Origin of the sequence: Parabacteroides acidifaciens (genome assembly GCF_003363715.1) — a bacterium.
Classification (GTDB): domain Bacteria; phylum Bacteroidota; class Bacteroidia; order Bacteroidales; family Tannerellaceae; genus Parabacteroides; species Parabacteroides acidifaciens.
This window is the reverse complement of the sequence record NZ_QREV01000010.1, coordinates 99,250-112,188: the sequence shown is the minus strand read 5'-3', so window position 1 is coordinate 112,188 and position 12,939 is coordinate 99,250. Positions and strand designations below refer to the sequence as shown.

Below are 12,939 nucleotides of genomic sequence, written 5' to 3'. Positions count from 1 at the left end.
CGCTTTTTCAGACAACCTGCGCACCTCACTCCATCTGTTGTCAGTAAAGAAGATTAAAACCGTGAAAAGAGTCAATCCAAAGTGGATCAAGATTTCGGACGAAATAGAAAAACGCCAAAAAAGAGGGTTATTGTATAATTTGCCTCATCCTTGTGGTTGTCCCCAATGATTATCGGGTGAGCCAGAGCTGATGTTCGATCGATATGAAGAAAATTATAATTGGAGGTAGATAAAACTTCCTTTGCATAAAAACTTATTTTCACTGTTTGAGAAAAGGTGAAACATTCTAACGTCTCTAATGATATCTGCTTCTTATATATCTTGCTTATGCGGGAAAAAAGCTATATTTGTATCTTCAATCGATAAGGTCAACTCAAAAGACAAAATAGTATATATGGAAAAACAAAAACAATCCCGGCAGTTGCTGTCGCTGGATGCCCTGAGAGGGTTTGACATGTTCTTTATTATGGGAGGGGCTTCCCTTTTTGTTGCGTTGGCAACGTTGTTTCCGAATCCTTTTTTTCAGGCGATTGCCGACCAGATGCACCATGTGAAGTGGGACGGGCTGACGCACCATGACACGATATTTCCGTTGTTTTTGTTTATTGCCGGTATTTCGTTCCCGTTTTCGTTGGAGAAACAGCGGGAACAGGGGAAGACGGATGCCGATATCTATAAGAAGATCGTTCGCCGGGGACTGACACTGGTCCTGTTTGGCTTTATCTATAACGGATTGCTGAATTTTGATTTCGAGCACCAGCGTTACGCCAGCGTTCTTGGACGTATCGGTTTGGCGTGGATGTTCGGAGCGTTGATATTTGTCAATACCCGGACGATTACGCGTGTCTGGATTACAGCGGCTATCCTGGTCGGATATTGGTTGCTGCTCGCCTTTGTTCCCGCACCAGATGGAAATGGGGCAGGCGTGTTTACGATGGAAGGTTCGCTGGTTGGCTATGTGGACCGCATGCTGTTACCCGGACGCCTGCATCTGACGGTGCATGATCCGGAGGGAATCCTTTCGACTGTTCCTGCTATCGCTACGGCTTTGTTGGGGATGTTTACGGGCGAATTTATCAAGCTGCAACGGGAAGGACTGACGGATAAGAAGAAAGTTGGCGGACTGGTCGTTGCCGGTGCTGTGCTGTTAGCGGTTGGTTTGTTGTGGGGGCTTTTCTTCCCGATCAATAAGAATCTGTGGACAAGCTCTTTTGTTTGCGTGGTCGGAGCTTATTCGGTCTGGATGTTCGCGTTGTTCTTCTATATTGTCGATGTACTGAATTTCCGCAAATGGACACTCTTCTTTACGGTGATCGGGACGAACTCGATTACGATCTATCTGGCACAGGAGTTTGTGAATTTCTCTTTTACATCCGATGCTTTGTTTGGCGGGATCGCAAGGCTGATGCCCGAAGCGGCCCAACCATTGGTTGTCTCGATCGGCTATATCGTTGTTTGCTGGGGATTCCTGTATTTTCTCTATCGTCAACGGATATTCTTAAAAGTGTAATTCATAACTCGTAATTCTTATGAAACCTGTTACTAATCGCCTGGAGTCACTCGATGTGTTGCGTGGCTTCGACTTGTTCTGCCTGGTGGCGCTGGAAGGAATTTTGCATCCGCTGGGACGTGCGATCGATGCGTCGTGGTATAATGACTTTTTGTGGGGATTCTCGCATGTGAAGTGGGAAGGGTTCTCTTCGTGGGATTTGGTGATGCCGCTCTTCATGTTTATGGCGGGTGTGTCGATGCCGTTTGCCCTGTCGCGTTATAAGGCGATGCCGGACAAATGGGCGGTTTACCGGCGTATCATCAAGCGTGTGGTCCTGCTTTGGATTTTTGGTATGATGTGCCAGGGAAATCTGTTAGGGCTTGATCCGGATCGCATTTATCTTTATTCGAACACGTTGCAGGCGATTGCGATGGGCTATCTGATTGCGGCGATGCTATTCCTGCACGTGCGTCTGTCTGTGCAGATCGGAACGGCTGTTGCCTTGTTGCTGGCTTATTGGGGAGCGATGCAGTTCATTTCGGTCGATGGTTACGGTGGCGGCAATTATACGCCGGACGGAAACTTGGCGGAATGGATAGACCGTACGGTTTTAGGTCGGTTCCGTGATGGAGCCGTAGTCGAGAACGGGAAGGTCGTGTTTGCCGAATATTACCGGTACACCTGGATATTGAGTAGCCTGAATTTTGGCGTGACGGTGTTGACCGGTCTTTTTGCCGGACATATCCTGAAGAGCGGGATGGAGCAGAAACGCAAATGGCAGTGTCTGTTGGGCATCGGTGCGGCGATGGTTATACTGGGCTGGTTGTGGGGATTGCAGTTGCCGGTTATCAAGAAAATCTGGACAAGTTCGATGGTGTTGGTTAGTAGCGGTTATTGTTTCTTGTTGATGGGGTTGTTCTATTACTGGATCGATTATAAGGGGCACAGGAAGAATATTACCTGGCTGAAGGTGTACGGAATGAATTCGATAGTGGCCTATATGCTGGCCAATGTGATTAGTTTCAGGTGTATAGGCACATCTCTCTTTCACGGGTTGGAACAATATATCGGGAATTATTATTCACCTTTGATTGCGGCGTCGAATGCATTGATTATTTATGTAATTTTGTGGCTGCTTTATAAGCGCAATATATTTTTAAAAGTATAAATGGTAAATGTGAATATCTAAAAAGTAAACAAAAAACAGATGGAATCTATTAAGCAAATATACCGGATCGGTCATGGACCGTCCAGTAGCCATACGATGGGACCGATGCGTGCGGCCCGGATGTTTCTGGAACGCAATCGCGGTGCAGTGCGGTTTAACGTCACGCTCTATGGCAGCCTGGCGGCTACAGGCAAAGGGCATATGACAGATGCTGCAATCCTCGAGGTGCTGACTCCGGTGGCTAAGACAGATATAACCTGGGAACCGAAGGTCTTCCTGCCTTTTCATCCGAACGGCATACTGTTCGAGTCATTCAATGAAAAGGACGAAGAACTGGATAGCTGGACAATATACAGTATCGGAGGCGGAACGCTGGCAAACGAAACCTATAACGAGCTGACGCAAGGACAGGTTTACGAAATGCATACGATTCGGGATATACAAGCCTGGTGCGAAAAGACAGGTCATTCTTATTGGGAGTATGTCGAAGAGTGTGAAGGACCGGAGATTTGGGATTATCTGGCTGAAGTATGGGAAGTGATGCAACAGGCTGTCCATAACGGGCTTGAAGCCGAAGGTATCTTGCCCGGCGGCCTGGGAATCCGCCGTAAAGCATCCGACTATATGATTCGTGCTAAAGGCTATGGCAGCAGTATCAAAAGCCGGGGAATGGTTTATGCTTATGCCCTGGCTGTTTCCGAAGAGAATGCTTGCGGGGGACAGATTGTGACGGCGCCGACTTGTGGTTCATGCGGAGTCATGCCGGCTGTCTTGTTCCACTTGAAGGAGTCACGCGACTTTCGCGATTCCCGTATCTTGCGTGCGTTGGCGACGGCCGGATTGTTTGGAAACGTCGTTCGTACGAATGCATCTGTTTCAGGTGCCGAAGTGGGATGCCAGGGAGAAGTGGGAGTTGCCTGCGCAATGGCGGCAGCGGCTGCCAGCCAGTTGTTCGGAGGGACACCCGCGCAGATCGAGTATGCTGCCGAGATGGGGCTGGAACACCACTTGGGACTGACCTGCGACCCGGTTTGCGGCCTGGTGCAGATTCCCTGTATCGAACGGAATGCCTTTGCGGCTGCCCGTGCGTTGGATGCCAATACTTTCTCAAACTTCTCCGATGGCAAGCACCGGGTAAGTTTCGACCAGGTAGTAGAGGTGATGCGCCAGACCGGTAATGACCTGCCGAGCCTTTATAAGGAGACATCCGAGGGCGGTCTGGCTAAGAATATGGAACATTAATATATGAGATATGAAGAAAAATAGTTTGTTTGTGTTTTTATGTACAGCCGCTTTAGTGGCTTGCGGACAGCCGAAGCAACAGCAGGCTGTCGCAGATGATGTGTTGACCAGTGGTAATCCGGTGTTTGAAGGTTGGTATGCCGATCCCGAAGGAATCATTTACGACGATACCTATTGGATATTCCCGACCTGGAGCGATGTGTATGAGAATCAAACTTTTTTTGACTGTTTTTCTTCCAAAGACCTGGTGAACTGGACGAAACATTCTTCCGTGCTCGATTCGTCTGCCGTGAAGTGGGCGAAGAAGGCGATGTGGGCTCCGTCCATTATCCGCAAGGATGGCAAATATTATTTCTTCTTCGGCGCTAACGATGTGCATGAAGGCGAAATCGGCGGGATCGGGGTTGCCGTCAGCGACCGTCCGGACGGGCCGTACAAGGATTTGCTGGGTAAGCCGCTTATCAATGAGATTGTGAACGGGGCACAGCCGATCGACCAGTTCGTTTTCCACGATGACGATGGCAGCTACTATATGTATTACGGCGGTTGGGGACATTGTAACGTTGTCCGGCTGAATGACGACTTTACCGGACTCGTCCCGTTTGAAGACGGAACTATTTACAGGGAAGTGACGCCTGAAAACTATGTCGAAGGTCCGTTTATGTTCAAAAAGAACGGCAAATATTATTTCATGTGGAGCGAAGGCGGTTGGGGCGGACCAGACTATTCTGTAGCCTATGCGATTGCCGATTCTCCTTTTGGTCCGTTCAAACGCATAGCCAAGATTCTCCAGCAAGATCCGGAGGTTGCGACCAGTGCGGGACACCATTCCGTTATGCATGTGCCGGGTTCGGAAGACTATTACATCGTTTATCACCGCCGTCCGCTTAATGATACGGCTCGTGACCACCGTGTAACCTGTATCGATCGGATGACGTTTGATGAGAACGGATTCATAAATCCTGTTAAAATGACTTTTGAGGGAGTTCCTGCCCGTACAATAAAGAAGTAAACATTCGATAATCTCTAAAAGATATTAAAAACAGGGGCGTAGCTATTGCGCTCCTGTTTTTTTGCGCTACTTTTGACACATGTGTCAGACATGGTAGACAAAATATTTAATAACATTATAGTGATGAATATAGAAGAACTTCAGGACATGGAAAGCCGGATCATAGAAGCGGCAAAACAGGTGTTTGTAAGAAAAGGGTATGAAGCGACTAAAATGGGTGATGTAGCCCTTGAAGTCGGAATCAGCCGTACGGCTCTGCACTATTACTTCCGGACGAAGGAAATGCTTTTCGACGCTATCTTCGGGCAGTTGATGAATGCCTTGTTGCCGAATATCGAAAAGATCATGGACGAACCGACTTCCTGTTTGGAAAAGATGCCGAAGATCATCGATCAGTATATGGCGATGATTCAGGCCAACCCGTTATTCCCGATCTTCGTGGTGAGTGAGTTCAACCGCGATCCGGAGCATTTGTACCGGACGATTATGAAAGATCCGGAACGTGTCAAGCCGCTGTTGCAGTTGCAGGAACAGATGACGGACGAGATGGAAAGAGGGCTACTGAAAAAGGTGCCGCTTATCTATACGGCTTCAACGCTGTTGAGTCTGGTCATCTTCCCGATACTGATCCGGAATCCGTTGACAGATGTTTTCATGGACGGTGATCCCCGCAAGTTTGAAGTCTTCCTGCGGGAACGGAAAGCGTTTATTGCGGATGCGATGATCCGGTTGTTTACCCCGGACCAACCCCGGACAAGTAACGAATGAAAGGAGATATGAATATGAAACGAATCATTCCGAATAACTGGAAACAGGCGGCTTTGCTGCTTCTTTGCCTGCCGTTTGTCCCGGGTGGGGCAAAGGCACAGGAAAAGGTTACGCTGAGCCAGTGCTATGAATGGGCATATGCGAACTATCCGCAGATCCGGCAGTATAAACTGATCGAGCAGACAGAGCAATACAACCTGTCCAACGCCGCAAAAGGCTGGCTGCCGCAACTCTCGGTCAATGCAAAAGCCTCGTACCAAAGCGATGTGACGAAGCTGCCGTTCGATGCCGATAAGCTGTCGGCTCTGATCCCCGGCTTCGAGATCCCGACATTGAGCAAAGACCAGTATCAGGTCCTTGCCGAAGTGAACCAGACGATCTGGGACGGCGGTGCCATCCGTTCCACCCGTAAGCTGACGGAGGCGCAGGCCGTTGCCGACCGCGAACAGTTGAAGAGCGATCTCTACACCCTGAACGACCGGGTCAACCAGCTTTATTTCGGCTGCCTCCTGCAAGATGAACTGATCCGCCAGAACGGTCTGCTCCAAAAAGAGTTACAAATCAATATCGACCGCATCTCCGCCATGATGGACAACGGCGTTGCCAACCTGTCCGATCGCGAGAGTATGGAAGTGGAACTGTTGAATGCCCGCCAGAAAGAGATCGAATTGAAGGCGGCACGTTCGGCTTACGGAAGTATGCTAACTGCGCTGATCGGCCGGCCGGAAGGGAAGGAAATGGTGTTGGAGGAACCTTCGCTGCCGGGTAGCACGGCGCTGTCTCCCGTCATCAACCGCCCCGAACTGCAGGCGTTGGATGCGAAGAGCAACTTCCTTGAATTGCAGAACAAACAGCTGACTGCCGGCCTGATGCCACGTATCGGCGCTTTCGTGCAGGGCGGTTACGGGCGTCCGGGTTTGAATATGCTGGAAGATGGCTTCAGTGCGTTTTATGTGGCCGGTGTCCGTCTGAGCTGGAATATGGGAAAGCTGTACACACTGAAGAACGACCGCCGGAAGATAGAAACCAGCCGGCAGGCGGTCGAAGTGCAACGGGAGACATTCCTCTTTAACACCCGCCTCCAACTGACGCAGCAGAATAGCGAGATCCGGAAGATGACCGACCTGATGAAAGCCGACGACGAAATCATCCGCCTCCGCACCAGCATCAAAAAGGCTGCCGAAGTCAAACTGGCAAACGGCGTGATCTCTGTCACCGACCTGATCCGCGAGATCAACTCCGAAGACCTCGCCCGCCAGGCCGCCGCCGCACATCGCGTCCAGCAGTTGCAGGCTATATATAATTATATGTACACGACGAATGAAAACTAACATGGGATTGTGTCAAAACATCCTTGTCCCCGCGCTTGACGCGGGGCCGCAAAAGAACAGGCCTTATCAATTAGTTGTTTATATTCCCTGTTCTAATGTGATCTCGCGTCAAGCGCGAGAACAAGGAACTTTTACATCCACAAAAAAGCAGGCAATATTGTTATGAATTACAACTCACAATATTATGTCTATATAATGAGCAACAGTTATAATACTGTACTTTATATTGGTTTCACAAATGATCTTATGCGTCGAGTGATGGAACATCATAATGGAGCAATAGAGGGTTTCTCTAAGAAATATCATTGTCATAAATTAGTGTATTATGAAGAATACGATATGATGGTTGACGCTAAGAAACGGGAAAAACAATTAAAGGAATGGAATCGGGCCTGGAAGGATGAACTGATTAATAAAATGAATCCGACGAGGAAAGATTTATCAGAGAATTGGGATAAAGAGGGTTTTATTTGTGATAGTTATTAATAATAGATGCCTTGTCCCCGCGCTTGACGCGGGGCCGCAAAAGAACAGGCTTTATCAATTAGTAGTTTATACTGCCAGTTCTAATGCGATCCCGCGTCAAGCGCGGGAACAGGTAGTTAATTAAATGCATAATGATATGAAATACGTTATTTTATCTATTGTTTTGGGTTGTCTTTCCGCCTGTGGCAGCAAAGACAACACCTTCGATGCTACCGGAGCGTTCGAATCGACAGAAGTGATCGTCTCTTCGGAAGCCAACGGGAAGATCATGGAACTGAACCTGCAGGAGGGCGACCGCCTGGAAGCCGGCGCCGTCTTAGGCTATGTCGACAGTACGCAACTCTATCTCCGGAAGAAGCAACTCGAAGCGGGCCTTCGCAGCGTCGACATCCGCAAGCCGGATATCCGCAAACAGATCGCCTCCCTCGAGCAGCAGATCGCCGTTGCCCGCAGCGAGCAGCAGCGTATGGAAAACTTAGTGAAGGCAAAAGCCGGCAACCAGAAGCAGGTGGACGACATCGTCAACAACATTAAAGTCTTGCAGAAACAACTCGATGCTCAATACTCCACCTTGAACAAGACAACAGGCGGAGCCGACGCCGAAGCCGAAAGCATCGTTTACCAGATCATGCAATTGGACGACCAGCTCCAGAAAAGCCGTATCGTCAGCCCGCAATCCGGTACTGTGTTGGTGAAATACGCCGAACCGGGCGAAGTCACCGCCGCCGGCAAGCCTCTCTATAAGATGGCCGACACCGATATCCTTTACCTGCGTGCCTATCCGACCGCCGATCAGCTCACGCAGTTGAAGTTAGGACAGGCTGTCCGTGTCTTTGCCGATTTCGGTGAGGAGGAGCAGCGCGAATATCCGGGTACAATCACCTGGATATCCGAAAAGTCCGAATTTACCCCGAAAGGAATCCAGACCAAAGACGAGCGGGCCAATCTGGTTTATGCCATCAAGATCGCGGTCAAGAACGACGGCTATCTGAAGATTGGGCAGTATGGGGAAGCGAGGTTTAATTAAGAATTAAAAATTAAAAAATGTGAGCGATGAGGGAGGTTGTGATTGAGCAGGTCAATAAGGCTTATGGAGAGGTGCAGGCGTTGCAGGATATCTCGTTGCACATCGGCGAAGGGGAGCTGTTCGGGCTGATCGGTCCCGACGGGGCAGGCAAGACGACGCTTTTCCGGATTCTGACCACGCTGCTGCTGGCCGATAGCGGGACGGCTTCGGTTTGCGGCCTGGATGTCGTGCGCGATTATAAGGAAATCCGCTGGCGGGTCGGTTATATGCCGGGGCGTTTCTCTCTCTATCAGGACTTGACGGTGGAGGAAAACCTCGATTTCTTTGCGACCGTATTCAATACGACGATCAAGGAAAATTACGATCTGATACGTGATATCTACGTCCAGATCGAGCCTTTCAAGAAGCGGCGGGCCGGAAAACTCTCCGGCGGCATGAAGCAGAAGCTGGCCCTGAGCTGCGCGCTGATCCATCGTCCCGATGTCCTTTTCCTGGACGAGCCGACGACGGGTGTCGACCCGGTTTCCCGCGTGGAGTTTTGGGATATGCTGGACCGCCTTCGCCGTCAGGGGATCACGATCATGGTCTCGACGCCCTATATGGACGAGGCTTCGCGTTGCGACCGCATCGCCTTGATGCGTGGCGGACGTTGCCTGTCGGTCGATACGCCGGATGGTATCCGTGCGACGTTCGACAAACGGCTGTTTGCCGTCCATTCCGCTTCGATGTATCCTTTGCTGCTCGATCTCCGGAGCTATCCGGATGCGGATTCCTGTTTCTCCTTCGGTGATGCCCAGCATTTCGCCGTCGGCAAGGAGGTGGTGGCGAGAGCGGGAGAGGCGGCCTTTATCCGGGAGTTGCATCGCTTTTTAGAGGCAAAAGGGCATACGGATATCCGGATCGAGCCGATAAAACCCGGTATCGAGGACTGTTTCATGGCGTTGGATGGTTGAAAGTGGCCGGCGCAAGCCGCGCCGACCGTTCTGAAGGTAGAAAGTGACCGTCCCAGCTTGGGCCGACCGTTCCGAAGGATGAAAGTGCCCGTCCCAACTTGGGCCGACTGTTTTGAAGGATGAAAGTGACCGTCCCTGCTTGGGCCGACCGTTCCGAGGGTTGAAAGTGCCCGTCCCAGTTTGGGACGATCGTTCTGAAGGTTTGAAGTGCCTGTCCCAGCTTGGGACGGTCGTTTTGAAGATTAAAAGGGGGGGGTGTCAAAAGTCCCTTGTTCCCGCGCTTGACGCGGGGCCGCAAAAGAACAGGCCTTATCAATCAGTTGTTTATACGGCCGGTTTTAATGCGATCCCGCGTCAAGCGCGGGAACAGGGCAGTTTTGACACATTCCAAATTCAAAATTTGTAATTATTATCATGAATGTAATAGAAACAGAACAACTAACGAAGCGTTTCGGCACCTTTACCGCCGTCGATCATATCAGTTTCTCGGTAGGCGAGGGGGAAATCTTTGGTTTCCTCGGGGCGAACGGGGCGGGGAAGACGACCGCCATGCGTATGCTCTGCGGCCTTTCGACTCCCACGTCGGGCAGCGGGAAAGTCGCCGGTTTCGATATTTATAAGGAGACGGAACTAATCAAGCGGCATATCGGCTACATGAGCCAGAAGTTCTCCCTCTACGGCGACCTGAAAGTCTGGGAGAATATCCGGCTCTACGGAGGCATCTACGGCCTGCCCGAAAAGCGGCTGAAGGAGAAGACCGACGAACTGCTCCGGGTGCTCGACCTGGAGCACGAACGCAACACGCTGGTCGACGCCCTGCCGCTCGGCTGGAAACAGAAGCTGTCCTTCTCGGTCGCCGTCATCCACGAGCCCCGCATCGTCTTTCTGGACGAGCCGACCGGAGGCGTGGACCCCGTCACCCGCCGCCAGTTCTGGGAACTGATCTACCAGGCGGCACAGCGGGGCATCACTGTCTTTGTCACCACCCACTATATGGATGAGGCGGAATACTGCAACCGTGTCTCCATCATGGTCGACGGCAAGATCGAAGCGCTCGACAGCCCCGCCGCACTGAAGAAAACTTTCAAGGCCGATAATATGAACGATGTCTTCCGGGCCCTGGCTCGAAATGCAAAAAGAGGAGAGTAAACGTATGAAGCAATTTATCTCTTTCATCAGAAAAGAATTCTATCATATCTTCCGGGATAAGCGGACGATGATGATCCTGTTAGCAATGCCGATCATCCTGATCATCCTCTTCGGATATGCGATCACGACCGAGATTAAGCGTGCCCCGATCGCCATCCTGGACCAGAGCCGGGACGAAGTGACACAGAAAATGATCGATCATCTCTCCGCCAGCGAGTACTTCGAACTCTACACGATGGTCAACAGCGAGGCGGAAGGACAGGCGCTTTTCCGGCAAGGCAAAGTGCGGCTGCTCATCATCTTCCCCGCCCAATACGCCTCTTCGCCCGACGCCTCCGTCCAGCTCCTGGCCGACGCCACCGACCCGAACGAAGCAACGCAGCTTGCCGCCTATGCAACCGCAATCCTTAGTCAGGTGAAAGTTGAAACTATCAACTCTCCACTTTCAACTGCCACCGCGATTACGCCAGTCGTCTCGTTGCTCTACAATCCTTTGATGAAAGGCGCCTATAACTTTGTGCCCGGTGTGATGGGATTGATCCTGATTCTGATCTGCGCCATGATGACCTCTGTCGGGATTGTAAAGGAGAAAGAGATCGGGACGATGGAGGTGCTGTTGGTGTCTCCGATGAAACCGGTCTATATCATCCTGGCGAAGGCGACGCCGTATCTGTTGCTGAGCCTGGTCAATATTGCGACGATCCTGTCGCTGTCCTACTTCCTGTTAGGTGTGCCGATTGCCGGCAGCCTGACGCTGTTAGTGTCGGTGTCTATCCTCTATGCGTTAGTGTCGCTCTGCTTAGGGCTGCTGATTTCGACGGTGGCCGATACGCAGCAGGCGGCGATGCTGGTCAGCGCCGTTGTCCTGATGCTTCCGGTGATGCTGCTCAGCGGGATGATGTTCCCGATCGAGAATATGCCGAAGATCCTGCAAGTGCTGTCCAATATCGTTCCGGCCCGGTGGTATATTTCCGCGGTAAAAGATATCATGATAAAAGGATTGGGGGCGAGGGCGATCCTGCCCGAGATCAGTATCTTGGCCGGTATGGCGGTGTTCCTGGTTGCATTGAGTGTGAAACGTTTTAAAATACGATTGTAATATGTTGAAGTATCTATTGGAAAAGGAATTTAAGCAGATCAAGCGGGATAGTTTCCTGCCCCGTATCATTTTCCTGTTGCCCATCCTGCAACTGGTGATCCTTCCTTTTGCCGCAAATTTCGAGATGCGCAATATCAACCTGAGCATCGTGGATAACGACCATTCCGTCCTGTCCCAACAATTAAGGGAGAAGGTGCTCTCTTCCGGCTACTTCAACCTGGTCGACGTCTCGGCGAAGTATGACGAAGCGCTCACCTCCATCGAGAGTAACAAGGCTGATATCATTCTGGAAATCCCTTTCCGCTTCGAGGAACGCTTAGGGCGCGAAGGGGGAGCGGAGGTGCTGATCGCCGCCAATTCCGTGAACGGGACGAAAGGAGGAATGGGCAGTTCATACCTCTCGTCCATCCTGATGGACTTCAATCAGGAGAAAGGCCTTTCTCCCGCCGCCGGGCAGATGGGAGGCATCCGTGTGACAAACCTGTTTAATCCGCATCTGAATTATAAGATTTATATGGTCCCGGGGATCATGGCATTCTTGCTGACGATCATCGGCGGTTTCCTTTCCGCCCTGAATATCGTGAGCGAGAAGGAGAAGGGGACGATCGAGCAGATCAATGTGACGCCTGTTCCGAAGGCCTTGTTCCTGCTGTCCAAACTGATACCGTTTTGGGTGATCGGATTGTTTCTGCTTACGATCGGGGCGCTTGTTGCCTGGCTGGTCTACGGATTGATTCCGGTCGGCCACCTTGGGATCATTTACCTGTTTGCGGCTGTCTATCTGATGGCTTTTACCGGGTTCGGATTGGCTATCTCGTCTATTTCTTCAAGCCAGCAGCAGGCTATGTTTACGGCTTTTTTCTTCTTTATCATATTCCTTCTTCTGAGCGGTTTGTTTACGCCGATCAGCAGCATGCCTGAATGGGCGCAGGCGCTGACCCGGTTTAATCCGGTCCGCTATTTAGTGGAAGTGATGCGTATGGTCTATCTGAAAGGAAGCAGCCTGGCCGATATGTCGGGGCACTTTGCGATCATCTGCCTGTTTGCCGTGTTCTTTAACGTCCTGGCAGTGTTGAGCTACCGGAAAAACAGTTGACGTCAAAAGCTCCTCGTTCCCGCGCTTGACGCGGGATCGCATTAGAGCCGGCAGTATAAACAACTGATCGATAAAGCCTGTTCTTTTGCGGCCCCGCGTCAAGCGCGGGGACAGGG

Annotated in this window: 12 protein-coding genes; all 12 read left to right on the top strand. The window is 51.0% G+C overall.

Features of this window, described 5'->3' with window-relative positions; translation table 11 throughout:
- Positions 1–394: 394 nt before the first annotated feature.
- The 12 genes from DWU89_RS06600 to DWU89_RS06540 all read left to right on the top strand — a co-directional run bounded on the left by DWU89_RS06600 (position 395) and on the right by DWU89_RS06540 (position 12,823).
- Positions 395–1,510 (top strand): acyltransferase family protein, encoded by a 1,116-nt coding sequence (locus DWU89_RS06600; protein ID WP_115498853.1) that lies wholly within the window; start codon positions 395–397, stop codon positions 1,508–1,510.
- Positions 1,511–1,529: 19 nt separating this feature from the next.
- Positions 1,530–2,660 (top strand): acyltransferase family protein, encoded by a 1,131-nt coding sequence (locus DWU89_RS06595; RefSeq protein ID WP_115498844.1) that lies wholly within the window; start codon positions 1,530–1,532, stop codon positions 2,658–2,660.
- A gap of 39 nt (positions 2,661–2,699) precedes the next feature.
- A complete protein-coding gene (locus tag DWU89_RS06590) occupies positions 2,700–3,902 on the top strand; it encodes an L-serine ammonia-lyase (RefSeq protein WP_115498843.1) in 1,203 nt (400 codons plus the stop codon).
- Between the two features lie 10 nt (positions 3,903–3,912).
- Complete coding sequence (locus DWU89_RS06585) at positions 3,913–4,914, top strand: glycoside hydrolase family 43 protein (protein WP_115498842.1); 1,002 nt, start codon at positions 3,913–3,915, stop codon at positions 4,912–4,914.
- 123 nt (positions 4,915–5,037) lie between these two features.
- Entirely contained in the window at positions 5,038–5,682 is a 645-nt protein-coding gene (locus tag DWU89_RS06580; protein ID WP_115498841.1) for a TetR/AcrR family transcriptional regulator, read from the top strand.
- A gap of 14 nt (positions 5,683–5,696) precedes the next feature.
- Positions 5,697–7,013 (top strand): TolC family protein, encoded by a 1,317-nt coding sequence (locus DWU89_RS06575; protein WP_115498852.1) that lies wholly within the window; start codon positions 5,697–5,699, stop codon positions 7,011–7,013.
- 162 nt (positions 7,014–7,175) lie between these two features.
- The gene (locus tag DWU89_RS06570; protein WP_115498840.1) at positions 7,176–7,499 is read left to right on the top strand and encodes a GIY-YIG nuclease family protein; all 324 of its coding nucleotides are present in this window, start codon (positions 7,176–7,178) and stop codon (positions 7,497–7,499) included.
- Positions 7,500–7,635: 136 nt separating this feature from the next.
- Positions 7,636–8,526, top strand: a complete 891-nt coding sequence (locus DWU89_RS06565) for an HlyD family secretion protein (RefSeq protein ID WP_187574921.1) — start codon at positions 7,636–7,638, stop codon at positions 8,524–8,526.
- Between the two features lie 26 nt (positions 8,527–8,552).
- A complete protein-coding gene (locus tag DWU89_RS06560; protein WP_115498838.1) occupies positions 8,553–9,479 on the top strand; it encodes an ABC transporter ATP-binding protein in 927 nt (308 codons plus the stop codon).
- Between the two features lie 414 nt (positions 9,480–9,893).
- Positions 9,894–10,628: an ABC transporter ATP-binding protein gene (locus DWU89_RS06550; RefSeq protein WP_115498836.1), complete on the top strand. Its 735-nt coding sequence runs from the start codon at positions 9,894–9,896 to the stop codon at positions 10,626–10,628.
- Between the two features lie 4 nt (positions 10,629–10,632).
- Positions 10,633–11,727 carry an ABC transporter permease gene (locus tag DWU89_RS06545; protein WP_115498851.1) on the top strand — a complete coding sequence of 365 codons (1,095 nt, stop codon included), beginning with the start codon at positions 10,633–10,635 and terminating at the stop codon, positions 11,725–11,727.
- Position 11,728: 1 nt separating this feature from the next.
- Positions 11,729–12,823: an ABC transporter permease gene (locus tag DWU89_RS06540; RefSeq protein WP_115498835.1), complete on the top strand. Its 1,095-nt coding sequence runs from the start codon at positions 11,729–11,731 to the stop codon at positions 12,821–12,823.
- Positions 12,824–12,939 lie beyond the last annotated feature (116 nt).